Annotated in this window: 25 protein-coding genes; 9 read left to right on the top strand and 16 right to left on the bottom strand. The window is 63.0% G+C overall.

Features of this window, described 5'->3' with window-relative positions; translation table 11 throughout:
- Positions 1 to 31 precede the first annotated feature (31 nt).
- Positions 32 to 742 (top strand): helix-turn-helix transcriptional regulator, encoded by a 711-nt coding sequence (locus tag FD678_RS10430; protein WP_140722644.1) that lies wholly within the window; start codon positions 32 to 34, stop codon positions 740 to 742.
- A gap of 65 nt (positions 743 to 807) precedes the next feature.
- Positions 808 to 1,437, top strand: a complete 630-nt coding sequence (locus FD678_RS10425) for a glutathione S-transferase family protein (protein WP_140722641.1) — start codon at positions 808 to 810, stop codon at positions 1,435 to 1,437.
- Between the two features lie 59 nt (positions 1,438 to 1,496).
- On the opposite strand, the gene mutS is transcribed toward FD678_RS10425, so the two are convergent.
- Positions 1,497 to 4,049, bottom strand: coding sequence for a DNA mismatch repair protein MutS (gene mutS, locus FD678_RS10420; protein WP_218569641.1), 2,553 nt, complete (start codon positions 4,047 to 4,049; stop codon positions 1,497 to 1,499).
- 222 nt (positions 4,050 to 4,271) lie between these two features.
- On the opposite strand from mutS, the gene FD678_RS10415 reads away from it, so the two are divergent.
- The 3 genes from FD678_RS10415 to FD678_RS10405 are packed head-to-tail and all read left to right on the top strand — an operon-like array spanning position 4,272 to position 11,769.
- Complete coding sequence (locus FD678_RS10415; RefSeq protein ID WP_140722635.1) at positions 4,272 to 6,272, top strand: integrase; 2,001 nt, start codon at positions 4,272 to 4,274, stop codon at positions 6,270 to 6,272.
- Complete coding sequence (locus tag FD678_RS10410; protein WP_140722632.1) at positions 6,269 to 7,006, top strand: helix-turn-helix transcriptional regulator; 738 nt, start codon at positions 6,269 to 6,271, stop codon at positions 7,004 to 7,006. The genes FD678_RS10415 and FD678_RS10410 overlap by 4 nt, the downstream gene beginning before the upstream one ends.
- Positions 7,007 to 7,020: 14 nt before the next feature.
- Positions 7,021 to 11,769, top strand: a complete 4,749-nt coding sequence (locus FD678_RS10405) for a DEAD/DEAH box helicase (RefSeq protein ID WP_140722629.1) — start codon at positions 7,021 to 7,023, stop codon at positions 11,767 to 11,769.
- Positions 11,770 to 11,805: 36 nt separating this feature from the next.
- Here the strand turns inward: FD678_RS10405 and FD678_RS10400 are convergent, their stop codons facing one another.
- The 3 genes from FD678_RS10400 to FD678_RS10390 form a co-directional block, all read right to left on the bottom strand.
- Positions 11,806 to 13,533, bottom strand: coding sequence for a hypothetical protein (locus FD678_RS10400; protein WP_140722626.1), 1,728 nt, complete (start codon positions 13,531 to 13,533; stop codon positions 11,806 to 11,808).
- 69 nt (positions 13,534 to 13,602) lie between these two features.
- Positions 13,603 to 14,919 (bottom strand): Y-family DNA polymerase, encoded by a 1,317-nt coding sequence (locus tag FD678_RS10395; protein ID WP_140722623.1) that lies wholly within the window; start codon positions 14,917 to 14,919, stop codon positions 13,603 to 13,605.
- Between the two features lie 9 nt (positions 14,920 to 14,928).
- Positions 14,929 to 15,384, bottom strand: coding sequence for a LexA family protein (locus FD678_RS10390; protein ID WP_140722620.1), 456 nt, complete (start codon positions 15,382 to 15,384; stop codon positions 14,929 to 14,931).
- Between the two features lie 217 nt (positions 15,385 to 15,601).
- Between FD678_RS10390 and FD678_RS10385 the strand changes: the two genes are divergently transcribed.
- From FD678_RS10385 to FD678_RS10370, 4 genes are all read left to right on the top strand, one after another.
- A complete protein-coding gene (locus FD678_RS10385) occupies positions 15,602 to 16,294 on the top strand; it encodes a DUF6988 family protein (RefSeq protein WP_140722617.1) in 693 nt (230 codons plus the stop codon).
- Positions 16,295 to 16,306: 12 nt separating this feature from the next.
- The gene (locus FD678_RS10380; RefSeq protein WP_140722614.1) at positions 16,307 to 17,281 is read left to right on the top strand and encodes an SOS response-associated peptidase family protein; all 975 of its coding nucleotides are present in this window, start codon (positions 16,307 to 16,309) and stop codon (positions 17,279 to 17,281) included.
- Positions 17,278 to 17,502: a hypothetical protein gene (locus FD678_RS10375; RefSeq protein WP_140722612.1), complete on the top strand. Its 225-nt coding sequence runs from the start codon at positions 17,278 to 17,280 to the stop codon at positions 17,500 to 17,502. Before FD678_RS10380 ends, FD678_RS10375 begins: the two co-directional genes overlap by 4 nt.
- Before the next feature lie 138 nt (positions 17,503 to 17,640).
- Positions 17,641 to 17,835 (top strand): hypothetical protein, encoded by a 195-nt coding sequence (locus FD678_RS10370; protein ID WP_140722609.1) that lies wholly within the window; start codon positions 17,641 to 17,643, stop codon positions 17,833 to 17,835.
- 35 nt (positions 17,836 to 17,870) lie between these two features.
- Here the strand turns inward: FD678_RS10370 and FD678_RS10365 are convergent, their stop codons facing one another.
- The 12 genes from FD678_RS10365 to FD678_RS10310 all read right to left on the bottom strand — a co-directional run bounded on the left by FD678_RS10365 (position 17,871) and on the right by FD678_RS10310 (position 24,000).
- Complete coding sequence (locus FD678_RS10365) at positions 17,871 to 18,353, bottom strand: hypothetical protein (protein ID WP_140722606.1); 483 nt, start codon at positions 18,351 to 18,353, stop codon at positions 17,871 to 17,873.
- A gap of 125 nt (positions 18,354 to 18,478) precedes the next feature.
- On the bottom strand, positions 18,479 to 18,922 hold the full coding sequence (locus FD678_RS10360; RefSeq protein WP_140722603.1) for a hypothetical protein: 444 nt from the start codon (positions 18,920 to 18,922) through the stop codon (positions 18,479 to 18,481).
- On the bottom strand, positions 18,919 to 19,299 hold the full coding sequence (locus tag FD678_RS10355; RefSeq protein ID WP_140722600.1) for a hypothetical protein: 381 nt from the start codon (positions 19,297 to 19,299) through the stop codon (positions 18,919 to 18,921). Before FD678_RS10355 ends, FD678_RS10360 begins: the two co-directional genes overlap by 4 nt.
- The gene (locus tag FD678_RS10350) at positions 19,296 to 20,003 is read right to left on the bottom strand and encodes a hypothetical protein (RefSeq protein WP_177497722.1); all 708 of its coding nucleotides are present in this window, start codon (positions 20,001 to 20,003) and stop codon (positions 19,296 to 19,298) included. Before FD678_RS10350 ends, FD678_RS10355 begins: the two co-directional genes overlap by 4 nt.
- Positions 20,004 to 20,085: 82 nt before the next feature.
- Positions 20,086 to 20,298: a hypothetical protein gene (locus FD678_RS10345; RefSeq protein ID WP_140722595.1), complete on the bottom strand. Its 213-nt coding sequence runs from the start codon at positions 20,296 to 20,298 to the stop codon at positions 20,086 to 20,088.
- Entirely contained in the window at positions 20,295 to 20,777 is a 483-nt protein-coding gene (locus FD678_RS10340) for a hypothetical protein (protein ID WP_140722591.1), read from the bottom strand. The genes FD678_RS10345 and FD678_RS10340 overlap by 4 nt, the downstream gene beginning before the upstream one ends.
- The gene (locus FD678_RS10335) at positions 20,777 to 21,163 is read right to left on the bottom strand and encodes a hypothetical protein (protein WP_140722588.1); all 387 of its coding nucleotides are present in this window, start codon (positions 21,161 to 21,163) and stop codon (positions 20,777 to 20,779) included. The genes FD678_RS10340 and FD678_RS10335 overlap by 1 nt, the downstream gene beginning before the upstream one ends.
- Positions 21,160 to 21,564, bottom strand: a complete 405-nt coding sequence (locus tag FD678_RS10330; protein ID WP_218569640.1) for a DUF7768 domain-containing protein — start codon at positions 21,562 to 21,564, stop codon at positions 21,160 to 21,162. The genes FD678_RS10335 and FD678_RS10330 overlap by 4 nt, the downstream gene beginning before the upstream one ends.
- A 67-nt stretch (positions 21,565 to 21,631) precedes the next feature.
- Positions 21,632 to 21,832: a hypothetical protein gene (locus FD678_RS10325; RefSeq protein ID WP_140722585.1), complete on the bottom strand. Its 201-nt coding sequence runs from the start codon at positions 21,830 to 21,832 to the stop codon at positions 21,632 to 21,634.
- A gap of 679 nt (positions 21,833 to 22,511) precedes the next feature.
- Positions 22,512 to 23,129 (bottom strand): ankyrin repeat domain-containing protein, encoded by a 618-nt coding sequence (locus FD678_RS10320; RefSeq protein ID WP_140722582.1) that lies wholly within the window; start codon positions 23,127 to 23,129, stop codon positions 22,512 to 22,514.
- Complete coding sequence (locus tag FD678_RS10315; protein ID WP_218569639.1) at positions 23,126 to 23,527, bottom strand: DUF7768 domain-containing protein; 402 nt, start codon at positions 23,525 to 23,527, stop codon at positions 23,126 to 23,128. Before FD678_RS10315 ends, FD678_RS10320 begins: the two co-directional genes overlap by 4 nt.
- An 80-nt stretch (positions 23,528 to 23,607) precedes the next feature.
- Entirely contained in the window at positions 23,608 to 24,000 is a 393-nt protein-coding gene (locus FD678_RS10310) for a hypothetical protein (RefSeq protein WP_177497720.1), read from the bottom strand.
- Between the last annotated feature and the right edge of the window lie 217 nt (positions 24,001 to 24,217).

Here is a 24,217-nt window from a genome sequence, read left to right as displayed (position 1 = left end):
TATGCTGGCAAGTCCGCCATGGAGCCCGCGCATGACCGTTCGCGCCACCCGCCTGCTGCACCTGCTGGACGAACTGCGACGCCGGCGCGCGCCCGTGCGCGGCGCGCAGCTGGCGGAGCTGCTCGGCGTGAGCCTGCGTACGCTGTATCGGGACATCGACGCGTTGCGCGGGCAGGGCGCCGACATCGTCGGCGATCCCGGCGTCGGCTACCAGCTGCGCCCGGGATTCCTGCTGCCGCCGATGATGTTCTCGGCCGAGGAGCTGGAGGCGTTGCTGCTGGGCGCGCGCTGGGTGGCCTCGCATGCCGACCCGGAGCTGGCGGCGGCCTCGGTCCGGGCGCTGGACCGCGTGGTCGGCACCTTGCCCGACGGCCTGCGCCTGCAGGTGGAAACCAGCGGGCTGTTCGCGCCCGACTGGAGCCCGGTGCCGCCCGAACCGTGGTTGCCGGTGCTGCGCCGCGCGATACGCGATGGCCACGTGGTGCGGCTGCGCTACGGCGATGCGCAAGGCCGGTCCAGCGAGCGGAGGATCTGGCCGTTCGCGATGGCCTTCCTCGCCGACATGCGCCTGTTCGCCGCCTGGTGCGAGATGCGCGCCGATTTCCGCCACTTCCGCGCCGACCGCGTGCTCGCCCTGGAGGATACCGGCGTGCGCTACCCGGACCAGCGCCACCGGCTGCTGCGGCGTTGGGAAAAGCTGCGCTTGCGCCGGCGATTGCCGCGTCCGGTCGCAGACTGCTGACAGCGGCTGTCAGCAGCGGGGAACACACTGTCTGTTCCTTCCGATGCCCAATGCAGGAGCACGCCATGAGCAGCACGCTGACCTTCTACACCCATCCGATGTCCCGCGCCCGCATCGCGCGCTGGATGCTGGAAGAGACCGGCCTGCCGTACGAGGAGGCGGTGCTGGACTTCGGCACCACGATGAAGTCGCCCGAGTACCTGGCGATCAACCCGATGGGCAAGGTGCCGGCGATCCGGCATGGCGATACCGTGGTCACCGAGAGCGCCGCGGTGTGCGTCTACCTGGCCGAGCTGGTGCCGGAGAAGCGGTTGGCGCCGCCCGCGGGCTCGCCCGAGCGCGGCGACTACTACCGCTGGCTGTTCTTCCTCTCCGGGCCGGTGGAGGCGCTGATAACCGCCAAGCACGCCGGCAAGCTCGCGCCGCCGATGAACGCGGGCTACGGCTGCGAACAAGACGTGCTGCGCACGCTGGAGCAGGCGGTGGCCGGCAAGACGTATCTGGTCGGCAACCGGTTCACCACGGCCGACCTGATGATGGCCTCCTTCCTCAACTACTACATGATGATCGGCGCGCTGGAGAAGCGGCCGGCGTTCGAGGCCTATGCCGCGCGGCATGCGCAGCGCCCGGCCGCGATCGCGGCCAACGCGCGCGACGACGCGCTGGCGCCCGCGCATCCGAATCCCGCGATGTGACGCCAGCAGTGCCGGCCGCTTCGTGGAGGCGGCCGGCGCGTCGATGGAAGCGCTCCGCGCTACAGCAGCGACTTGACCCGGTAGAGCGCCTCGAGCGCTTGCTTGGGGGTCAGCTCGTCCGGATCGAGGGCCTGCAGCGCGTCCAGCGCGGCGGAGTTCGGCGCGAACAGGCCGAACTGCTGGGGCGCGTCCAGCGCCTGCGGGGCCATCTGCGCGGCATGGCTTTCGCTGCCGCGCTGCTCCAGTTCCGCCAATCGCCGGCGCGCCTGCGCCACCGTGGCCCTCGGCAGCCCGGCCAGCGCGGCGACCTGCAGGCCGAAGCTGCGGTTGGCCGGCCCGTCCTTGACCGCATGCATGAACACCAGCGATTCGCCGTGTTCCACCGCGTCCAGGTGCACGTTGGCGATGCCGCTGGGGCCGCCCTCGAAGGTCTCGTCGGCCAGCGCGGTCAGTTCGAAGTAGTGCGTGGCGAACAGCGTGTAGCAGCGATTGACGTGCGCCAGGTGCCGCGCCACCGCGTCGGCCAGGGCCAGGCCGTCGTAGGTCGATGTGCCGCGGCCGATCTCGTCCATCAGCACCAGCGAGTGCGGCGTGGCGTGGTGCAGGATGTAGCTGGTCTCGGCCATCTCGACCATGAAGGTCGACTGGCCCTTGGCGAGGTCGTCGCCCGCGCCGATGCGGGTCAGGATGCGGTCGATCGGGCCGATCACCGCGCGCGTGGCCGGCACGTAGCTGCCGATGTGCGCCAGCAGCACGATCAGCGCGTTCTGGCGCATGTAGGTCGACTTGCCGCCCATGTTCGGGCCGGTGATCACCAGCATGCGGCGATCCGGGTGCAGGTCCAGGTCGTTGGGCTCGAACGGGTGCTCGCGCACGGCCTCGACCACGGGATGGCGGCCGCGCTCGATGCGCAGGCAGGACGCGGTCTCCAGTTCCGGCCGGGACCAGTCCAGCGCCTGCGCGCGTTCGGCGAAACAGGCGAGCACGTCCAGCTCCGACAGGGCCGCCGCGCAGCGCTTGAGCGGTTCCAGTTCGGCGCCGAGCGTGTCCAGCAGCTGCTCGTACAGCAACTTCTCGCGCGCCAGCGAACGCTCGCGCGCGGACAGCACCTTGTCCTCGAACGCCTTCAGCTCCTCGGTGATGTAGCGCTCGGCGTTGGTCAGGGTCTGGCGGCGGGTGTAGTGCACCGGCGCCTTGTCGGCCTGGCCCTTGCTGATTTCGATGTAGTAGCCGTGCACGCGGTTGTAGCCGACCTTCAGGGTCGGGATGCCGCTGCTTTCGCGTTCGCGGACTTCCAGGTCGATCAGGAACTGGTCGGCGTGGGTGGAGAGCCGGCGCAGCTCGTCGAGCTCCGCGTCGAAGCCCTCGGCGATCACGCCGCCGTCGGAGAGCTTCAGCGGCGGCTGTTCGGCGATCGCCGAGGCGAGCAGGTGCGCGGTCGCGTCGTGCTCCCCCAGCTCGGCATACAGCGCCTGCAGGCGCGGCGAGTCCAGCGGTTGCAGGATCGCGCGGACTTGCGGCAACAGCCCCAGGCCATCGCGCAGGGTGGAGAAGTCGCGCGGGCGCGCCGAGCGCAGCGCCACGCGGGTCAGGATGCGCTCCAGGTCGCCGAGCGCGCGGAAGGCCTCGCGCAGGTCGGCGTCCGCGCCGCGGTCGATCAGCGTGCCTACCGCGTCGTGGCGCTGGACGAGCACGTCGCGCAGGCGCAACGGGCGGTGCAGCCAGCGGCGGAGCAGGCGCCCGCCCATCGGCGTGACGGTGCTGTCGAGCACGCCGAGCAGGGTGTTGCGGGTATCGCCGTCGACGCGGGTGTCGAGTTCGAGGTGGCGGCGGGTGGCGGCGTTCATCGCGATCGCTTCGCCGGCCACTTCCATCGCGATCGAGGTCAGGTGCGGCAAACGCTGTTTCTGCGTTTCCTCGACATAGCCGAGCAGCGCGCCGGCCGCGGCGGTGGCGCGCGGCTTGTCGTCGATACCGAAGCCGGAGAGGTCGTGCAGCTTGAAGAACGCCAGCAACTGGCGGCGGCCGCTGTCGGCGTCGAACAGCCACGGCGGACGGCGCCGCACGCCGTTGCGCTGGCGCAGGAATTCCGGCCAGGCTTCCTCGTCGGGGATCAGCAGCTCGGCCGGCTCCAACCGGGCCAGTTCGGCTTCCAGCGCATCGTCGCTGTCGACCTCGTTGACCAGGAAACGGCCGCCGGCCAGGTCGGCCCAGGCCAGCCCGTAGCCGGTCTTGCCGCGCGAGAGCGCCATCAGCAGGGTGTCGCGGCGCTCGTCCAGCAGGGCTTCGTCGGTGACGGTGCCGGGCGTGACGATGCGCACCACCTTGCGCTCGACCAGCCCCTTGGCCAGCGCCGGATCGCCGATCTGCTCGCAGATCGCCACCGATTCGCCCAGCGCCACCAGGCGCGCGAGATAGCCTTCGTAGGCATGCACCGGCACGCCGGCCATCGGGATCGGCGCCCCGCCCGAGCTGCCGCGCTGGGTCAGGGTGATGTCGAGCAGCCGCGCCGCCTTGCGCGCGTCGTCGTAGAACAGCTCGTAGAAATCGCCCATCCGGAAGAACAGCAACAGGTCGGGGTACTCGGCCTTGGCGGCGAAGTACTGCTTCATGAGAGGCGTGTGCTCAACCTGCGTGGCGTCTGCCTTGGTTCTATCCTTGTTTTTCAATGGCTTGCGCTCGCGATCGGAAGTGAAGGCAGGAGCCGGTTGGGACACTTTGGGACAGGTTTGGCCAATTTACTTAGCCATCCGTTAGCCAAATTTTGAGGCAAAGCCTCTGGGGCACGCAGATGGCTAAAAGACCCGACATCGACGATCAAGAGGACGACTTCCATGGCTAAGGGCAAGAGGGCTTATTATGCGGGTGTAATCGAGGTGGAAGGGGGGTGTGAAATGGAGGACAGGCAGCGCGGTCAACGCTATCACCTGACCCAGGCGCAGTTGCGCCGCCTCACGCCCTACGAACATCCCGCGATCGATCCCCACACCGGCAGGACCAAGCTGGTCGAACACGACGGGCAGCCATACCGGATCCTGTTGGCCCTTGAGCGAGACACGACACCCGGAGTCCGGGGCTTGGCTGGCTTCGGGGTGCGCGTGGGCAAGACCAAGAACACTTACGAGGTCCAGGTGGGCACGGGGGTGGGCACCCAAACGAAACGGGTGACGCTGGGCTCGGTCCTGGAATTGACCCTGGAAGAGGCCCTTCGCAAGGCCTTGGACGCCCGCAAGGCCATCCAGACCACCGGAGACAGCCCCAAGCGGGCCGAAAAGATCCATGAGGACGCCGAGGCCGCGCGGACCATCACCGTGCGGGAGTGCCTGAACCGTTACATCGGACACCTTGAAAGCCTGGTGAGCAACGGCCAACGAAAAGCCAGCAGCGTGGCTGCCGTCCGGGCCAGCCTCACGCGCGTGGAGCGCCCCAGCGTGGGCCTTGCGAACAAGCAGCTGCGCAACCTGACCCCCATGCCTGGATCCCCGGAGCCACACCCCATGATCGTGGCCTGGAATGCCTGCCGTAAAGCCTGCATGTCGGAGTCCAACCAGCTGACCCAAGCCCAGAAGGACGCGTTGGGATCGGTCGGAGAATGGTGGAACATGAGCGCCACGGAACTGGAGGCGTTGGGGTTTCGGGGCCGGTACATCCAGCGCGCCAGGGCGGCCGGACTTGCGGCCACCGAGCACACCTTTGGCGACATCCACCGCGCCATTCAGTTGGCCATGGAGGAAGAGGCTCATTTGTCGCGCGCCCAGAAACGCGACCCGGAAATCACCGCCGACCCCACGCGGATCCTCTACAAGCAGGGCTATTTCCGCAATCACACCGCACTGCGGGCGCACTATCGCAAGGCGGAGGTCAGCAACCCCCTGGGCGACGCTGACGACGACCAGTCGCTGCAACGGGCGTTGAAGGCGCTGGTACAACGGCGGGAGCAATTTACCGACGCCCACCAGAAGGTGGGGGTGGACTATCTGCTGATCGTTTTGCTGTGGGGGTTGCGTCGCAACGAGGCCACCGTCCTGCGCTGGTATGACGACTGCACCCCGGGACAGCTCACCCAGCAGGAGGCGTCCTGGGTGTGGCTGGCGCCTCATCCCGAGGCCGTCAATCCCACCACCGGCAAGCGCGGCTCCCAGGCGTTCTTGCATGACACCAAAACGGGTGTCGTCCAGCACATCCCCATTACCTATTTCGCCGAGCGGATCTTGCGCCTGCGGTGGGACGACCGCCTGGATACTTTGGAGAACCACGCAAGCCGCCTGGCCAAGGCCAAGGCGGAACTGGCCGCAGCCGAAAAGCGCACCCAGGACGAGGTCAAGCTGGCCGTGTACAGGAAGGCCATTCGGCGCGAAGAGTTTCGCTATCGCAATGCCGGCTGGGTGTTTCCCGCCCGATCGGTCAAGGCCAAGAGTGGCTATTACAAAGACAGCAAATCGCTGCTGTCGTTGCTGCGCGAAGAGGTGGGGCGCTACAACCTGGCTGAAGATATCGACCAGGGCCTGACGGTTCACGACTTCCGCCGGACCTTCGGCCGTATTGCGTCCAAGCTCCTTTCCGGGCGCATGGTGTCCGAACTGCTCAAGCACTCCCAAAGCAGGGGCACCGATGGCGACGACAAATCGGCCTCCACGACCGAGAAGTTCTACACCGACCAGCAATGGGCCGATGTGCGCATGGCCATGGCGACCGTGGAGGAAGCTATCATCCGGTCAAGCCCGCGGGCTTGGAACCGCCTGAAAGGGCCGGACAAACCCGTACTGGACGAAGCGAACGACCCGCCTGTTCAGCTGGCCTGGACGCGGCGGAAGCATGGGGACACGGAAGAATGAAAACGCTTGAGGTGTCCCGGGACGCGGACGCCCTTTCGGCACTTCTCGACCAACGGGAGGCCAAGCACATCCAGGAACTCGCAGAAGCGCAGGCGGGCGTGCGCGCGGTTGTCTCACGAGAGGCCGCGGCACGCTTCCTGGGCATGTCCACCAAGACCCTGTACCGGATCATCCAGAAGGGGGAAGGACCCCCCTTCGTGAAGCGATCGGTGGGCAGCCGCTCCCAGAACGAAAGGGTGTACTTCCCCTATCCGCAGCTCAACGCCTGGAAAGAGGCGCAGACCCAGTATTCCAGTCCCGATCAGCGCCAGAAGCTTCGCGAGGAGGCCGAGCGCGCCCGTTTGCGCGCCGAACTGGCCAACCTTGAAGCCCAGGCCGCCGCACTGCGCCGGGCCCTGCGCGAAAGCGGAGACCTGCGGATCATGGCCTTCGAGGGCCTGACCTCGCTGACCGAGCCGCACCCGTGGGTGATGGGCCCGTCCCGCGTCCTGGGCCACGCCCTGATCGTGTCCGACCAGGACCTGGAGGAAGGCGACCTCATCTGGCTGTCGCTGGAAGAGGCCCTGGCGGAAGACTGGGCCGACCTGGCCGCGCACGGGCAGCTTACTGAAATCTATGCCGCAGTCCTGGAAGAGGCCGCCCAGCTGGCTACGAACAACCATAAACGAAAGCGTCTGGCCCTCATTGCGGAGCAGGCCAAAACCGACACACGCGGTCCCATCCGCGACCTTTGATACCCGAGCTACTTATGGCCGAAACCACCATCCACCAAATCCTCGAAGAGCTTGCTGAGGCCGCCACAGATCATCGCGACAAGGGCGGGAAGTTCGAGCGCCTGATGAAGGCGTATTTCCTCACTGACCCCCTGTACGTGTCGCGGTTCTCCGACGTGTGGCTGTGGAACGAGTGGCCCGACCGCAAGGGCAAGGCTGACACCGGCATTGACCTGGTCGCCCAGGAGCGCGACACCGGTGCCCTGGTGGCCATCCAGTGCAAGTTCTACGCGCCCAGCTACACGCTGCAGAAGGGCGACATCGACAGCTTCTTTACGGCGTCGGGCAAGTCCCCGTTTGCCTCACGGCTCATCGTGTCCACCACCGACAAGTGGAGCAAGCACGCCGAAGACGCGTTGGAGGCCCAGCAGATCCCGTGCGCCCGCCTGCGGGTGGCGGACCTGGAAGACAGCGCCGTGGATTGGTCCAAGTTCACCCTGGCCAAGCCTGACCAGGTGGTGCTGCGCACCAAGAAGAAGCCCTTCAAGCACCAGCAGGCGGCGTTGAAGGCCGTGGCCGAAGGTTTCAAGTCCCACGAGCGCGGCAAGCTGATCATGGCCTGCGGCACCGGTAAGACCTTCACCTCGCTCAAGATCGTGGAGCAGGAAACGCCTTCCGACGGCTTGGTGCTGTTCCTGGTGCCCTCCATTTCGCTGCTGTCCCAGACGTTGAAGGAGTGGACGGCGCAGGCCACCGATGAGATCCGGGCGTTTGCCGTGTGTTCGGACACCAAAGTGGGCAAGCACAGCGAAGACATCGCCGTCCACGATCTGGCCTTCCCGGCCACGACCGACGCCAAGCGCTTGGGTCAGGTGATGGCCGCGCGGCCCAAAGGCGATACACGCCGCACGGTGATTTTTTCCACCTACCAGTCCATCGAGGTCATTTCCCAGGCCCAGAAGAAGCACGGGGTAGGGGAGTTCGACCTGATTGTGTGCGACGAGGCACACCGCACCACGGGCGTGACGCTGTCGGGTGAGGACGAAAGCGCATTCGTGCGCGTCCACAAATCAGACTTCCTGGTGGCCAAGCGCCGGCTGTACATGACGGCCACGCCCAAGATCTACGCCGACGAAAGCAAGACCAAGGCCGACGAGGCGGGCGCTGAAATCGCCTCGATGGACGACGAGACCAAGTTCGGGCCGGAGTTCCACCGCCTCGGCTTCGGCGAGGCCGTCTCCCAGGGCTTGCTGGCCGACTACAAGGTCATGGTCTTGGCCGTGGACGAGAAGTCCGTCACCAAGACCTTCCAGAGCCAGTTGGCCGACAAGAACAAGGAACTCAACCTCGACGACGTGGTGAAGATCGTCGGGTGCTGGAATGGACTGTCCAAGCGCCTGGCTACTACGGACGGCGACAACACTGCCCAGCTTGATCCGCACCCCATGCGCCGGGCCGTGGCCTTCGCCAAGGACATCAAGGCCTCCAAGCACTTGGCCCAGCTGTTCCCGGAAGTGGTGGACCAGTACATCGACGGGTCCGACAACGACCTGCTGCGCTGCGAAGTCCAACACGTCGACGGCACCTACAACGTGCTGCTGCGCAACCAGAAGCTGGACTGGCTCAAAGCCGAGAGTGAGGGCAACACCTGCCGGATTTTGTCCAACGCTCGTTGCCTATCCGAGGGTGTGGACGTACCCGCCCTGGACGCCGTGCTGTTCCTCAACCCCCGCGACAGTGTGGTGGACGTGGTCCAGTCCGTGGGCCGCGTCATGCGCAGGGCCGAAGGCAAGAAGTACGGTTACATCATCCTGCCCATCGGTGTGCCGGCAGACCTCACGCCCGAAGAGGCGTTGAAGGACAACAAGAAGTACAAGGTGGTCTGGCAGGTGCTGCAAGCGCTGCGCGCCCACGACGACCGCTTCAATGCCCTGATCAACAAGATCGACCTGAACAACGATCCGGGCGGCGGCAAGATCAATGTCATCGGCGTGGGTGGCAATAGGCCCGGTACCGAGGGCGAAAAGGGTGATGGGCAGGGTGGTCAGCAGATGGGCTTTGCCTTCCCGCACCTGGAAGAGTGGCGCAACGCGATCTTCGCCAAGATCGTCAAGAAGGTGGGCACCCGCAAGTACCTCGAGCAGTGGGCCGAGAAGGTCGCCGACATTGCTCAGCGCCACATTGACCGGATCACGCTGCTGTTGGCCGACCCCGACAGCAAGGCCAGTAAGGCGTTCGCCCAGTTCTTGAAGGGCCTGCACAAGAACATCAATCCGTCGATCTCCAAGGACGACGCAATTGAAATGCTGGCCCAGCACCTGATCACCAAGCCCGTGTTCGAGGCCTTGTTCGAGAACTACCAGTTCTCCAAGAGCAACCCTGTGTCCGTATCCATGGACAAGGTGTTGAAGGTCCTCGAAGGCCAGACGCTGGACAAGGAAACCGAAAGCCTGGACAAGTTCTACGCCGACGTGCGCATGCGCGTCCAGGGCGTGGACAACGCCGCGGGAAAGCAGAAGGTCATTACAGAACTGTATGACAAGTTCTTCAAAATCGCCTTCAAGAAGATGACGGACCGGCTGGGGATCGTCTATACCCCTGTGCCGGTGGTGGACTTCATCATCAAGTCGGCCGACGAAGCATTGAGAAAGGAGTTCGGCCAAGGTCTGGCGGATGAGGGGGTGCATATTCTGGATCCATTCACGGGCACGGGGACCTTCCTGGTGCGACTTCTCCAGTCGGGCCTGATCCCACCCGAGGCGGCCAAGCGTAAGTTCAAGGGGGAGTTGCACGCCAACGAGATCGTGCTGCTGGCGTACTACATTGCCGCCATCAACATCGAAGAGTCATACCACGACCTCACGGGCGGTGATTACACGCCATTTGAAGGCATTGTGCTGACCGACACCTTCCAACTCGGAGAAGGAGAGGGGCAGTTCGAGGAAATGCTTCCTGAGAACAGTGCGCGCGCCAAGAGGCAGCAAAGTAAGAAGATCAGGGTGGTCCTGGGCAATCCGCCATATGCCGAAGGTCAGGACGATGGCAACGACAATAATCAGAACCTGGACTATCCGCGACTCGACAGCCGGGTAGCCGAAACCTACGCAAAGTATTCGTCTTCGAAGCTCAAGAACAGCCTCTACAACTCCTATATCCGAGCGTTTCGCTGGGCTTCGGATCGGATCGGAGAGGAAGGTGTGATTGCTTTCGTGACGGGGGGCGGCTGGATCGACGGCAACAGTATGGATGGGTTCCGGGCCACGTTGGAACATGAATTTTCTTCCATCTACGTATTCAACCTGCGCGGGAATGCGCGCACATCCGGTGAAGAATGGAAGCGCGAAGGTGGGAAGATCTTCGATTCTGGCTCCCGCTCGACGATCGCAATCACCGTGTTGGTTCGAAAGAAGGGCCATCAAGGAGCGCCAGCCATCTACTACAAGGACATTGGCGACTACTTGAGTCGAGAAGAGAAGCTGTCTCGCCTCGTCGAACTCGGTGGCATGGGGTCGGTTGATTGGACCATCATCACTCCTAACGAACATCACGACTGGGTCAATCAGCGGAGCAAGGGTTACCAAGAGCTTCTGCCCCTATCCGACGAGAAGGGCGGTTTGTTCACCCTGCGATCGAGCGGTGTAAAGACCAATCGAGACGCTTGGGTTTACAACTTCGATCGCTCCACTGTGGCGAAGTCAATGGTCCGGCTGATCGACACCTACAACAAGGAAATGAAGAAGCATGGCGCTAAGGCCAAGGCTAAGGGTAAGGGTGCCCAAGATTACGCCGCTGCTGTCATTGACAAGGATCCGACGAAGATCAAGTGGACACGAGAGGTCATTGCTGACCTGGTGCGCCAGCGTGAGTACGAGTTCGATGAGGCTTGCCTGCGTACGGCAACCTATCGGCCATTCGTCAAGCAATGGATGTACTTCAACGATCGCTTGAACAACTGCGTCTATCAAATGCCGCAGATCTTCCCGGCGGAGGACAGCGAGAACTATGTCATCCAGGTTACGGGGCCCGGCTCGTCCAAGGAGTTCTCTGCCTTAGTCCACCGGAACCTGCCCGACTTGGAAGTGGTGTCGAAAGGCAACTGTTACCCCCTCTATATCTATGAAAAAAAGGCGGAAGGTGACCTGCTGTCCGAGCAAGGGGGAGGTCGGCGCGACGGTATTTCCGATGAGGGACTGACCAAGTTCCGCCAGGTCTACCAGGACAAGTCCATCACCAAGAAGGACGTCTTCTTCTACGTCTACGGGATCCTTCATTCACACGAGTTCCGCGAGGAATACGCTCTCGATCTGCGCAAGGTTCTACCGCGCATTCCATTCGCGGTTGACTTCTGGGCGTTCAGCAAAGGTGGGAAAGCACTGGCTGACCTGCACTTGGACTACGAGAAGGTTGAGCCCTACCCGCTCGTTGAGCAGGCTGGGCAGCTCAAGCTGGATCCTGGGGCAGATACAAAGGTGGTTCAAATGCGCTTCACTAAGAGGGGGAAGCAGGAAGATAAGTCCACCTTGATCGTAAACAGCCACTTGACTCTCTCTGGCATTCCCCAGGAGGCGCAGGACTACATTGTCAATGGCAAGCCGGCAATTGAATGGATAATCGAGCGTTTCGCCCAGGATACCGATAAGGCATCTGGGATAGTGAATGATCCCAACACCTGGTCCGACGACCCCGCCTACATCGTCAACCTGGTCAAGCGGATCTGCACGGTATCAGTGGAGACCATGAAGATCGTCAAGGCGCTGCCGCCGTTGAACGAGCGGAAGTCGTAAGAAAGAGGGCCGCTCTCGCGGCCCTTCCTTTGTGCGCTAGACGCCGATGTTCAGGCGCTTCAAGTCGCGAACGACATCCTTCGCGCTCTGCGAGGTTCGCCCGGAGTTGATGACGGCCCGGGCAATCGTGTCGCGATCGAGCCCTGCCATAGACGCCAAGCCCTGGGCCATCCCCAGGAAAGACTTGAGGACTTCTTTTGGCAGTCCAGCGCGTTCTTGGTCCGCGAGCGCCAGATATGTGCTTACGACCGCGTCTACAGCGTCAGCCTCACTTTCGTCGCCTTCCTCCACATCATCATGGTCCTCGGCAGGGTAGGCCTCCCACCTGGGCATAACAGAAGTCCTCAGCACCATCGTTGTGGTGTCCGCGAAATGGTCCGCTTCGCTGGACAGGTACCCCAAGCACGTGTCCAACGCAGTTTTCTTCGACTCCGACAGCCTTTTGGCCAAGTGACCAATATCACGATCCCAGACCTTGCGTGCGTGGCGCTTCATCATGCCATTGAGCATTTGCGCTGTAGCTACGGCAGCGGGTTCACCCGTTTCAAACAGCGACCAGTACAACTGGGTCCAGCGATCACTCACGCCCGGACCCACGACGTTGCCATAAAACGACATGTAGGCAGCAGCGATCTCGTAGTGCTTGTCGGCGATCGCTTCAATGAAACCGGCCGGGGGCTGGCGGGGCGTTTCCGGATTACCTCCCAAGGCCATCACCAGGACGGCAAAGCGAGCCCAGGAGTCAGACGCCACCGCGTGTTGCCACATCGGGTCCACCCAATCCAGAACATCCAGACCCATCAGTTCGCGGGCTCGTGGGATCAGGGCGCGGTTGTCCCGCATGAAGAACGCCAGGATCCGGGCCGGATCCGAGTGCCAGCACCCCTGCAACGCCTGAACGATAGGCAGCAAGTGGGCCCTGTCAGGGTGCTGGTCGTACACGACCTTCAACATGGCAGCCGTGGGATTACTTTCCGCACCCTGCAGGGCGGCCACATTTACATCGGGCAGGGCGTTTTCGACTTCGTCTTCGCCGAACTCTCCCTCATCATCGTCAAGTTCTTCATCCGACAGGATGGGAGCATAGTTCTGCCAATGGGGGCCGAAGAGGCTCTGGATGGCAGCGGTGGGATTCGACGCAAAGGTCATTCCCTGTTGCTCAAAATAGCCAGCAGCGTCTGGCCTGCCCTTCGCCTTGGCGAGTGCGGCTAGTTTCTTTTTCCAGGCGTCGGGTTGGTGTTTGCACATGACACCGTTGAGCACCTGTGCTGCCAAATAGGGAATGCCGTTGCCTTCGCCATTCAGGGCCAAGTAGAACTCGTCCCAATCGCGTCGAAGTTGATCGGCAACGACGGAGGGGTGGGCGTGGAGGGCCCAAAGCACCATGCCGTATTTTTTGGCTTTGACAGCCTTCTTGAACGACAGGGCGGGGTCCTTTGAAACGGGTATTCCTGCCAACGCCAAGACCAGCATTTTGGCGAACGAGTCCTCTTCGACCGCATGTTTGGTCATGGGCTCGCCCCAATCCAGCACGTCCAAACCCATTACTGTCTTGGCGTGGGATAACAATGATGGGTTGTCGCGAATGAAGAACGCCAGGATCCGCTCGGGTTCATCGGCCCAGGCGCTGTGGATTCTTTGGATAACCGGGAGATTGCGTGCGGAGGGGGTGTCTTTGAGGGCCAGCGTCAGGATGTTCATCTCGGCTGGTACCTGAACGCCCTGGAGTGCCCACATACTGATCGCAATTCGTTCTTCGGTCATGCAAATCCCCCGTTCGCAATGGGCCCTTGGCCCGGTCTCATTGTTATAGCCGGCAGGGCCCGAAAGGGTCTACCTCACCCGCAACAGGTCGCTCCACCTCGTCGTATACGCCGGCGACAACGCCTTCAACTCGGGGCGCCACTGCGCGTCCCGGGACCCCCTCCGACGCTCCCCGGGCCGAGCGCCACCCACGCGCCAGCCCACGGTGCCCACTCCCACCGTGCCGCGGCCCCACTTGGCGTTGATCTTGTCCAGCACGGCCATGGTGCGTTCGGCCTTCTCATCGGGCCCGAAGAATAGATCGGCCTGCCGGGCTTGGGCTTGAACTAGATCGGTCAGTCCCACCCCGCCGCGCTTGTAGGCCTGAACACCGCTGCCCCGGTTGGCCTGGTCCTGGATGGACTTGGCCAGGAAGCGCACCGCCCGCAGCACTTCGGCCGTGTCCTGGGTAGGGAAAGGGAATGGCACCGCCCGTGAGGCGTGGAACGGGTCGCCTTTGAACGGGTTTCCATCCAGCCAAACCCACAGCGCGCCCGCGGCCAGGCCGCGCTTGCGCAACTTCTCGCAAGCCACCGTTGTAAAGGTGGCCAGGGCGTCCATCGGGTCCACCACATCCCGCCCGAACGTGCGGCTGACCACCAACTGTTTGCGGTCGGGCTCTTCCAGTTCCAGGTCACCGCAGGCAATGCCTCGCAACTCGGTTGCGGTGCGCGCCAGCACCACGCCATAGCGGGCGCGCACGTGATCCAGGGGCAGGGCGGCCAGGTCGGCCGCAGTCTTCACCCCTTCGGCGTTCAATCGGGCCGCAAAGCGACGCCCGACACCCCACACGTCCTCGACTGCGAGGGCGTCGATGTTCTGTGGGGTGGCATGGAACACGGCCAGGCGCCCGGCGTTGACCGCGCGTTTGCTTTGGTCCTTGGCCAGTTTGTTGCCGGCCTTTGCCAGCGTGCGTGTTGAGCCTAAGCCGGCACAGCAGGGAATGCCCACCCACTTCAAAATCCGCTCGCGCGCTTCCAGACAGGTAGCGAACGGATCTTTCAGGCCCACCACGTCCACGAAGTTCTCATCGATCGAGTACACCTCCACGCGCGGGAACAGGCCGCGCAGGATGGTCACGATCCGACCCGACAAATCGCCGTACAGCGCGAAGTTGGCAGACCGCACCTGGACCCGATCGCGAATGTCCTTGGGCACCTGGAAGATGGGCGTGCCGATCTTCAAGCCCAGGGCCTTGGCCTCCGGGGACAGGGCGATACAGCACCCGTCGCCGTTGCCCAGCACCACCGTGGGCTTGCCGCGTAGCGTGGGGTCGAACACCCGTTCGCAGGACACGTAGAAGGTGTTGCCATCGATGAGCGCGAAGCGGGGCGGTTCAGTGTGCACGGCCCGCGCTCACAGGTGGAAGTGCACGTTGCTGCGCACCACGCCCCAGACATCCAGCTCGATGTCTTCGGGCACGATGATCGGGGCAAAGCCGGCACTGCTTGCAAGCACCATCCGGTTGCCCCGGACATACAGTTTCTTGCACACAAAGCCGCCTTCCCACAGGGCCACGACCGTGTGGCCAGGCCGGGGCGTGATGGAGCGATCGACGATCAGCAGATCCCCGTCCTGGATCCCGTAGTCGACCATCGACCCGCCACAGTCCGCGGTCATGAGGAAGGTCGCGGGCGGGTTGGCGATCAGCCGTTCGTTGAGGTCCAGCCGATCGTCATCCGTGAAGAAATCTTCCGCCGGGCTGGGAAAGCCGCATGCCGCCAGCGGTCTGAGCAGGCGGAGGGAGCGGGTGGTAAACACCCCGACGGGGCCGATCAAGGTGGGAGGATGGGGGAAGAACGTGGCGAGCATGGCGGGCAATCCTGGTCGAACCGCGGCTCAAGGAATGAGACCGGGGATCCCAGGACGTGGCAGCCACCCCTGGGGCGAATAGGCTACGCCCGGGTCCGGCGACCCCGAAAGCGCTTTTTCCTGAACAGGGCGCGTGGAACATCCGGGTATAAGGTTCCATGCGTGGCGGGCGCTAGGATAGGGCCATGCCCACGTTCACCCTTCTCGCCAACACGTTATGGACGACTGGCCCACGCACCTGGAAAACGAAGACATCCGGCTGGCGCTGGACCTCGCTCAGTCGGTTGCCGACTGGGTAGAAGCCGCATTCGGGCGGGGCGTGGACCTTCACGTCTCCGGCCGCGAAACGATTGCCGTGGGCGCCTTCTTTGTCGTTTTTGAACACCATGCGTCCGTCGTTGCGCTGACCAAACTCCATCACCGCGCGTCTGCCCATGCCCTCCTGCGACCAGCGTTTGAGGCGCTGGTCCGCGGACTGTGGGTGCTGGCCGCCGAGCAAAGCCAGTTGGAGCATTTCCAGGACGGCTCCCGCACCGGGGACCCCTCGAAACTGCTGCGCGTGGCCGCGGACAAGAACCCCCGCCGCAAGGACTACTACGACGGCTTGCGGGCGACCTGGGAGGCGTCCAGCGAAACGCTGCACACCTACACCCACCACCGCTTCCAGTCGCTTGTGCGATGGAGTGGCGAGGCCAGCGTTCACGACACCGAGGTCGTCGACCTCCTGCGGTTCAGTGCGTCCCTCTGCGTGGAGGCAGCCGGCGAATTCGTGACGCTGATGGCCAAGCACCCGGTGCCGGGGCGGGAAGACGACACCGCCCGGACCGTCGCGGGACTGCGCCCTCACCTGGAACGCTTTACCCTGGGGCTGGTTGCGCTGGAGCAGCGCACCCTCGACATCCGGACCTAACGAGGAACAACCATGTGTTACTCCGCCGAAGCCTGGGCGCTGTACGACGGATACGTCAAAGAGTTCGGGGCCGACATCGACATCAAGGCGTTCTGGGAGCTGTACCTGGGACGCGACGAGCGGTACCGGATCCGGAACAAGCAATCGGACGGGCACAAGATCCCCAAGGGCATGGACCTCAATTTCCTGCGGCCCAAAACGGAGCTGGAGCGCAAGATCCAGGACTTGATCGCCGAATGGAACGGGACACGCCTGGCCGAAAGCCAGGCCGAGCTGGACAAGCAGCGTGAGCGCCTGGCGGCAGCCGAACAAAAGCTGGCCACCAAGCCCACGAAAACGGCGGCCAACGAACAACGGATCGCCACCAACAAGATCAAACAGATGGAGCGCTGGATCGCCGACGCCAAGCGCACCAGCCATCAACCGTCGAAGGACGACCGGATCTTCCCGCTGTGGTACGCCCCTGTACTGATCGTCGAAAACGGCCAGCCCATCGTGCGGCCCATGCGCTACCTGTGCCGGCCGCAAGGCTCAGACCCATCGACCGACTACACCAAGACGGGGCAGGTGTCGGGCAAGTACAACGCCCGGCGCGACAATCTTCAAAAGTTCTGGCGCCGGCAGTTCGGCTCAACGCATGCGCTCATGCTGGCCGAGACCTTCTACGAGAACGTCGACGACGGGAAGGGTGGGTCCAAAGAAATCCAGTTCCGCCCCCGTACTGGGCAGACCATGTACATCGCGTGCCTGTACTCCCACTGGACCGACCCCAAGGGCAAGGAGCCGGACCTGTGGTCGTTTGCGGCCATCACCGACGAGCCCGAACCCGAGGTGGCAGCAGCTGGCCACGATCGCACGATCATCAACATCAAGCCCGAACACGCCATGGCCTGGCTGACGCCGGAAGGAAGGTCGGACGAAGAGCTGTTCGCCATCCTGGATGACAAGCGCCATCCGTTCTACGAAGTGGTCAAGGAAGCCGCATGAGCGATTTTCGGCTGGTCCTGCTGGCCCGTTACCTGGTGGCTACCGACCACACCCAGCCTCCCGACGCTTTCTGGAACGGTTGGAACGCCATTGCCGGCGACCTGCCGGAGCAGGTCTGGGCGGACGGCTGCGACCCGGCGTTGCGGGAGGCCTACTGCGAGTTGCTGGAAGCGGCCGACGACGCCGGTTGGTGCGTGCCCGTTGAACAGGGCCAGCCGTAAAAAACCTGCCAGGTTTCGAAACAAGATCGAACTTCCATGGTTCACGCCCATGCGAGCTGCCTAAATAAACGGGTGGACCGTCCCGAAGTCGGGCGGCAATGGTGCCGAGGTCCACGCCATTGACATGAGGAAACTCGCATGAAAATCGATATTTATCATCACACCCGCAACCGCTTCGTCGCCGTACGCCACACGCACGCTGTCCCTGAGTCCTGGGCAGGCGCCAGGTACTTCAAGACCATCGACCTGAAACCGGACGATGTCCGGTATGGATTGGGTCACGCCGCCCAAGTCCTGGCAGCCATCGAAGAGACGGGCTACGCCGCCATCTGACGGCAAGAGGGGTGAAGGGGCGAAAGCCCCCTCCCTTACATGCGCAGTCCGCGGTTCCGGTTCTTCCGGGCCAGGTACTCATCGGGTGACGCAAGATCAGTTTGCGGACGGGACGCTTGGGCTACTTCATCCAGCTTCTCACGTCTGACTGTTGCGTCGATCGTATCGATAAGCGACTTGATTTCAGACCCGTTGCCACTTGGCGTGAGGGGGCCGCTATCCCAGATCGCCTCACCCCTTGTGTGGCGTGGCAGTTCGGACAAAAGAGCGGAAAGCGTCTTTCCGTACCGCGATCGCGGCCCCGTGCTGCTGGAGTCGACATTCCAGGACTCGATGACCTCAACCTTCGGGTTGTTCCGAATGCGGGTAGCCAGGAGTTGATCGATGTCCTCGTTCGCCACGCGGACGGTGGAAAGCGCCACGGGCCTGCCGAACTTGCTACCGCCGCTGGCGGCAGTTTCAAGGACGGCGGAGGTGTGGGTTTCTGACGTAATTGAACGGTGCAGCTTGCGACTCATTGTAGATCACCATGTCAGTGGAGGAGCCACGCAGAGCGCGGTGAACTATCTACAACTTCATGCTGTCAGATTTATCGGCGTTGGCAAGAGGAGGATCTCGAGGGCATTCGCAGAAATCGCACACGTCACATCGCCCTCCCGCGGTTGCGCCGGGCCATGTACTCATCGGGCGAGGCTAGATTGTTTGCCGCGCGGGAGGTCTTCGAGACTTCCGATAACGCTTCGCGTCGCTGTTCTGCTTCTGCAAGACGGACGGCAGCTTCAAGTTCATCCTCGTCAATATCCAGCATGCAAAGCAGATCGTCGTCTTGGGGGCCAAAGATCGCCATTGGTTCGCCAGCGCCTGTGAGCCAATATGGTGCAATACTGAAATCAAAGTTCTTGCACTCATCCTCTTCAGGCCAGTCGGCTTGCTCGGCTTGAATGCTGTCGCGGGAATGGAGAAACGCACCAAAGTCGTTGATCTCCAGCCATCCAGATTTGTCGGTTTTCTCGATCAACTCTTTGGCTGCTTCCACGCGCAGGGAACGTTCGATCTGATCGGCGTCAACGGAGTTTTCAATTGTCATAGAGCCCTCCCGCGGCTCTTCCAGGCCAAGTAGTCATCGGCACTGGCCAGATCCAGCCCACGCCCTGCAGCCGCCTGGCGATCCATCTCATCAATTCGCTTGGCCGCCCGCGTCAAGTCCCGGTCCACGTCGACCATGGCGCGCAGCGTCGGATCGTCCGCACCCCGTATGGGGCGGGGAGGCGTGCCGTCCTGGGTGGTCATCCAGTAAGGGGCGGCGGATACATCGTGTCCGAACGCTTTCAACCGGTCAGCGGTGTCCAGGTACACGTCCCGGCGGACTTCCGTCCAGCCGTACTTGTCGGCCTGCGCTACGGCCTTTTCGGCCGCCGTCCTGCGTAGGGTGCGTTCGACTTCGTTGATGTCCATGGAGTTCATAGGGCCCTCCCGCGCGCCTTACGCGCCATGTACTCGTCAGGGGAGGCGAGGGCGGAAGTCTGGCTCGACGAGGTAGCCATCGTGGCTAGTCGCTCGCGGTTGGTAGCGGCCTGGATCACGGCCTTGGCCGCGCTGTGATGATTGGCTTCTGCGGGTGTTTCGCCCCAGCCATCCTTCAATCTGACATTGGCGCCAGCGTCCAGCAGGGCTTGGGCGGCCTTGTGGCCGCTCACTAGGTGAAGGGGGGCACGACCATAACGATCTTGGGCGTTCGGATCAGCCCCTTGTCCAAGGTACTCGCTGACCCTTTCATGCTGGTATGGGTTCTGGACCGCGGCACGCAATCCAACCACCAGTTCGTGCTTACGCTTCTCTTCGTCGCTTACGACTTCTTCGGTGCGAACCTTGAACGTGTGCTTGTAGCGATCCTGGTCATACAATGCTTCGGCCAGAGAGCCGGCGATGGCGTCGGGCTTGTAGTAGCCCATCCCGCCCTCATTGAGCGCGCCGTCATTGGTGGTCTTGCGGCCCAATGCGTCCGCCACTTCTTGCGTGATATCCAGGCGCTCCCCGGACTTCAGGGTGGTTCGGATCCTGAACGAATGGACCGGCAAGCGGCCAGCACGGGCCGACTGTCCTACCAATTCAAAGTCCAGGTTCCCGTTGGGGGGCAGGACGTTCATGAGTTCATGATTGCTCGACATGGGGACACCTTGTAAGGCCTTCCCCAGTCTGTCCGCTTTGTCGCCCTTGGCAAGTCCAGGGCGGCGAACGGGTGCGCAAAACCTAGTACACGATCGTCACGCGCTCATAGCCATCCGCCACCTGTTCCTTACCTTCGACCTTCACGACAACCGGACGCGGATCACGCTCGGTCCGGTAAGGCCTGTCTGAGTTGCACTGCACCGTCCGGCCCTGAACATCGCAGCGCTCTACGATCGTAACCGACACCATGAATTTGCCTGTGGCCACAGCGGCAGCCAACACCAATCCGATCATGACGTTCTCCCTTGCTTGATCATGGCCGTGCCCCACACCCGGCCCTGGATAGGGCTGGGCGCCACGGGTTCCGGGCTGTCCTGGCGTTCCACCTCGAACCGGCGAACGCTCCCGCCAAATCCTTTCACGGGCGTCAGAATGCTCTCCCAAGGTTGCCCGGAAGCCACCGTTTCCCGGTAGCGCTTCCACACCTGGTCAACGGCTTTCTCCACCGCCTGTTCGTAGGCCTTCTGGGCCAGCTGGGCCGCACGCTGCCGGCGTTCCAGTTCCGCCATCATGGCGTCCATGGGGGCACCTCCTCCCGCCTTGACGATGGCCGACTGCTGGGCGTTGACGGCGGTGACCAACAGCGATCGACGTTCCTGGGTGGCCAGCACCTCCGGGTGACGGTGGGCCTCGTCCACAAGGGCCAGGCGGACTTCCTCGTCCTGGTCGGGGCGCTTGCGGGAGAACAGCGAAGTCAGGGAGGAAAGGGCCATCACATCCTCCGGGCTGGGGTGTGGGTGGTGATGTCGCCTGCCACCACCCCCAGCGCTTTCCGGCGCTCCACAGACACGCAGTAGCGATCCACGGCTTCGGCCAAGGCATGCTCCTGTGCGATCCAGGCTTCCACCACACGCACGTCGCGGGCGTCATCATCGTAATCAGTGCGCGACAGCACGGGTGGGCCGGCAAACTCCCAGTAGGGGCCCATGTCGACACCCAGTTGATCGGCCAACCTGGTTACAGCGGTGTGGCAGGCGCGGTTTCGTTGAGCGCCACGCAAAAGCGTCTCATGGGCAGGCAAGCGCAGCTCCGTGACCACCGGCTGCTGCCAGGCCCAGTCCAAGGCGTCGCGGATGAGGGTGTGGCGGGCTGGGTTCATGGTGCCCTCCGCTTCCAGTCGGCCAATTGCCGGTACTCCACGGGGCGTCCCTCACGCTCCGCGCGTTCGATCCCGTAGCGCATGCCTGTGGAAATACCCAGATCCCCATAGACCACCGTGGCGTCAGCTAGACAGCCCCAGGCCAGCCCAGCGTCGATCCCGTGCACCCTTTCTTCGGGATTGCTGTCGTCCAGGACTCCGGGCTGGGTGTACAGCAGGTGGCTGGCCAGTGGTGCCTCGCCACGAAGCAGGCAGTCGCGTAGCGCCGCCCGGGCATAAGCCTGGTTCGTATCGATATCGCCGGCAAAGGGCGACTCAATGATGACGCGGCGGTGGGCGCGTTCCTGGTGCGTGGATGGCACCACATGGGTGTTCGTAATACGAGAAAGTGAGCAAGACATGCGGGACTCCGGTGTGTCCCTCCATCCTGTGCAACTTGTCGATATTCGCAAGTCCCCACCTGCGAACCTATCCGCAGTCCTCGCAAATCTCCCGGGCCAGCGCCAGGGCGCGCTTGAACTCTTCCGACTGCCGAACCTCGTCTGGGTCAATTCTTATCGTTCCGCGTCCCACTACACGCAATGACGTATAGGAATTTTCGACCAGCGCACGCAGCTTCTTATCTTGCTCGGATGGGGCCAAGCCCAGGTAGATCAGGATCTGCTTCATTGGTAGTTCCCTTGGGTACTCGCTAACTGTTCATCGGTCAGCGGTGATAGCCGGGCCACGGCAGGCTGGACCTGTTGCTTCCATCCGGCACGCTTGGCACCCCGCGCCACACTGTCGGCGAAGGCGTACGGTTTTTCCCGTACGGCATGAACTTCCACGATGTCCAGGGTGACCGGATCGGTTGTATCCGTGGCCCGGGCTAGCAAGGGGAGAATTAGGAGAAGGGGAAGGAGGGAGCGGGTCACATCGCCCTCCGCTTGCCGCAATCTTCCGCCACCACTGGACGGGCAACGTGAGCTTTCAAAGCCTCCCGCCGACGCGCAGCGCAGTACCGCCCCAAGGCTTGGCGCCACTCCGGCTGACTCTCCACCCAGTCCCTCATGCTGTCCTCATCCGACACGCCATCGGCGGCCCAGCGGTAACGGAGCAGTGGCGGGTCCTGGCAGAAATCGGGATCATCAATCTCAAGGACATGCCCGATGACGTCTCGGGCACATGACCATGCGGCGAACCTGCGCGCGGGGGCATTTGGCTCCTCCTGTCCATATTGGGCTGCCCAGGACAGGGCGTCCTCGATCAGGCGGGCCGCAGGATCGGTGCCGGGTTGAAACGGCTGGCAAACGGTCTTGCGCAAGGTTTCAGGGGCGGGAGAGCCAGGAGGCCAGGAAGGGTAGGGCCATTACATCGCCCTCCTACCCAGCTCTGGAACCCGTGCCGTGTTCGCGACGACCGAAAGCAGCGTCTTTCGACGGTGTGCGGCCCGGGCGACTACAGCCGCTTCTACAAGGGGCAGATTGCCTTCGTTGTCTGTCGCAAACGGGTCAGCCCCATGTTGAAGAAGCAGTTCGGCGAAATCGGGCTCGTGAGCCCAAAACAACGGGGTTTCTCCAGCATTGTTTCGCGCACTGACGTTTGCGCCTGCGGCCAGCAATCGGGTTACAACGTCTGGCTTCCAGACCCACACGGCGTAGTAAAGCGGCGTATTGCCCTGCTGGTCAGACCAGTTCACGTCGGCCCCCGCACGGATGAGGTTGTCAGTGAACGCCGGATCGGACGATGGAACAGAAAACAGGGGCGTCCTGCCCATGCCGTCGACGGCGTTCGGGTTTGCGCCCGCAGCCAACAGCGCTGCCTGGACTTCTAAGGTCTTGGCACTGAACAGCGCAGTCTGCTTGTTCTTGCCGGTTGCATTCACATCGGCGCCGCGTGCCACCAGTAGCTCCACTTCACGGGCGGTCTTGGCCTTGAACAGCGGCGTTTCGCCATGCTTGTTGACGAAGTTCGGATCCTTGATCATGACGTAAGCTTCCAGCCTGCCAACTGGCGGTACTCCACGGGCCGGCCTTCGCGTTCAGCGCGCTCAATCCCGTAGCGCATACCCCTCGAGATCCCCAAGTCTGCGTACACCACCGTGGCGTCCGCCAGACAACCCCACGCCAATCCAGCGTCGATCCCAAGGACGCGCTCTTCCGCGTCGCTATCGTCCAGAACACCCGGTTGGGTGTACAGCAAGTGGCTGGCCAGCGGGGCTTCACCGCGCAGCAGGCAATCACGCAACGCCGCTCGGGCATACGCCTGGTTCCTTTCGATATCACCGGCAAAGGGGGACTCAACGATGACGCGACGGTATGATCGTTCCTGGTCGGTGGCTGGCACCACAAGGTTGTGCGAAACACTAGATACTTGACTGGCCATGGGAGACTCCGGTGTGTCTCTCCATCTTGTGCGGGATATCGTTTTCCGCAAGCCAGAAACTGCGAGGAAAACAGCAGTTCTTACATGCGACGGGTAAGTTCCTTTTCATCCCGAGCAGAGCCCGCCACACCAACCAACACCTCCCGACAACGCGACGCACAAAAGCGCTCCACAGCCGCATGCCAGTTGGGGTGGCTATCAATCCAGTCGCGCAGAAGGTCAACAGCGGGCCGCTGTTCCATATTCGAGCGCAGCAGGGGCGGATCGGCGTAGAAGGCGAGATCGTCAATGGCGGCCATCGCACCCACCACGTCGCGGGCGTTGCACCAGACCATCAAGGGGCGGTAGCTGTCGTCAGCCTGCAAATCGAAGCTGTCCGCCCACGCGAAGGCGTCAGCGATCAGTTGGCCAGGGCCGTCGGTGGATAGCGTGTCCGATCGAGTGATGGCGGCAGAAAGCTGATCGCGGGTCAAGTCGTCAGAGAATGACAACTTGAAGAGAGAAGCGCGTAGGTCAGGTGGGGGAAGCAGGGCTACCTGTCCCGGTTTGCGAGGCCTTGAAGTGAGTCTTTTCGCAGAATAGCGGCCTAAATCGTCTTTCCCGTCCATCTAGGTATCCCAACTGGGATAGATGACCATTTCTGGGTTAGGTTGGAAGCAATGCGCAACCCCCGAGCCCACTGCCCCAACC

Source organism: Pseudomonas sp. Hp2 (assembly GCF_006386585.1).
GTDB lineage: Bacteria > Pseudomonadota > Gammaproteobacteria > Xanthomonadales > Xanthomonadaceae > Pseudomonas_S > Pseudomonas_S boreopolis.
The sequence above is the reverse complement of the archived record's forward strand: the minus strand, read 5'-3'. Positions and strand labels throughout refer to the sequence as shown.

Bases quoted from the DNA above. Each gene is read 5' to 3' on its own strand.
- FD678_RS10415 (WP_140722635.1), top strand. From the start codon at position 4,272: ATGGCTAAGGGCAAGAGGGCTTATTATGCGGGTGTAATCGAGGTGGAA.
- FD678_RS10410 (WP_140722632.1), top strand. From the start codon at position 6,269: ATGAAAACGCTTGAGGTGTCCCGGGACGCGGACGCCCTTTCGGCACTT.
- FD678_RS10320 (WP_140722582.1), bottom strand. From the start codon at position 23,129: ATGATCAAGGATCCGAACTTCGTCAACAAGCATGGCGAAACGCCGCTG.
- FD678_RS10375 (WP_140722612.1), top strand. From the start codon at position 17,278: ATGAGCGATTTTCGGCTGGTCCTGCTGGCCCGTTACCTGGTGGCTACC.
- FD678_RS10390 (WP_140722620.1), bottom strand. From the start codon at position 15,384: ATGCTCGCCACGTTCTTCCCCCATCCTCCCACCTTGATCGGCCCCGTC.
- FD678_RS10350 (WP_177497722.1), bottom strand. From the start codon at position 20,003: ATGTCGAGCAATCATGAACTCATGAACGTCCTGCCCCCCAACGGGAAC.
- FD678_RS10365 (WP_140722606.1), bottom strand. From the start codon at position 18,353: ATGAGTCGCAAGCTGCACCGTTCAATTACGTCAGAAACCCACACCTCC.
- FD678_RS10345 (WP_140722595.1), bottom strand. From the start codon at position 20,298: ATGATCGGATTGGTGTTGGCTGCCGCTGTGGCCACAGGCAAATTCATG.
- mutS (WP_218569641.1), bottom strand. From the start codon at position 4,049: ATGAAGCAGTACTTCGCCGCCAAGGCCGAGTACCCCGACCTGTTGCTG.
- FD678_RS10370 (WP_140722609.1), top strand. From the start codon at position 17,641: ATGAAAATCGATATTTATCATCACACCCGCAACCGCTTCGTCGCCGTA.
- FD678_RS10430 (WP_140722644.1), top strand. From the start codon at position 32: ATGACCGTTCGCGCCACCCGCCTGCTGCACCTGCTGGACGAACTGCGA.
- FD678_RS10330 (WP_218569640.1), bottom strand. From the start codon at position 21,564: ATGTCTTGCTCACTTTCTCGTATTACGAACACCCATGTGGTGCCATCC.
- FD678_RS10425 (WP_140722641.1), top strand. From the start codon at position 808: ATGAGCAGCACGCTGACCTTCTACACCCATCCGATGTCCCGCGCCCGC.
- FD678_RS10325 (WP_140722585.1), bottom strand. From the start codon at position 21,832: ATGAAGCAGATCCTGATCTACCTGGGCTTGGCCCCATCCGAGCAAGAT.
- FD678_RS10335 (WP_140722588.1), bottom strand. From the start codon at position 21,163: ATGAACCCAGCCCGCCACACCCTCATCCGCGACGCCTTGGACTGGGCC.
- FD678_RS10385 (WP_140722617.1), top strand. From the start codon at position 15,602: ATGGACGACTGGCCCACGCACCTGGAAAACGAAGACATCCGGCTGGCG.
- FD678_RS10380 (WP_140722614.1), top strand. From the start codon at position 16,307: ATGTGTTACTCCGCCGAAGCCTGGGCGCTGTACGACGGATACGTCAAA.
- FD678_RS10315 (WP_218569639.1), bottom strand. From the start codon at position 23,527: ATGGCCAGTCAAGTATCTAGTGTTTCGCACAACCTTGTGGTGCCAGCC.
- FD678_RS10360 (WP_140722603.1), bottom strand. From the start codon at position 18,922: ATGACAATTGAAAACTCCGTTGACGCCGATCAGATCGAACGTTCCCTG.
- FD678_RS10400 (WP_140722626.1), bottom strand. From the start codon at position 13,533: ATGACCGAAGAACGAATTGCGATCAGTATGTGGGCACTCCAGGGCGTT.
- FD678_RS10340 (WP_140722591.1), bottom strand. From the start codon at position 20,777: ATGGCCCTTTCCTCCCTGACTTCGCTGTTCTCCCGCAAGCGCCCCGAC.
- FD678_RS10355 (WP_140722600.1), bottom strand. From the start codon at position 19,299: ATGAACTCCATGGACATCAACGAAGTCGAACGCACCCTACGCAGGACG.
- FD678_RS10405 (WP_140722629.1), top strand. From the start codon at position 7,021: ATGGCCGAAACCACCATCCACCAAATCCTCGAAGAGCTTGCTGAGGCC.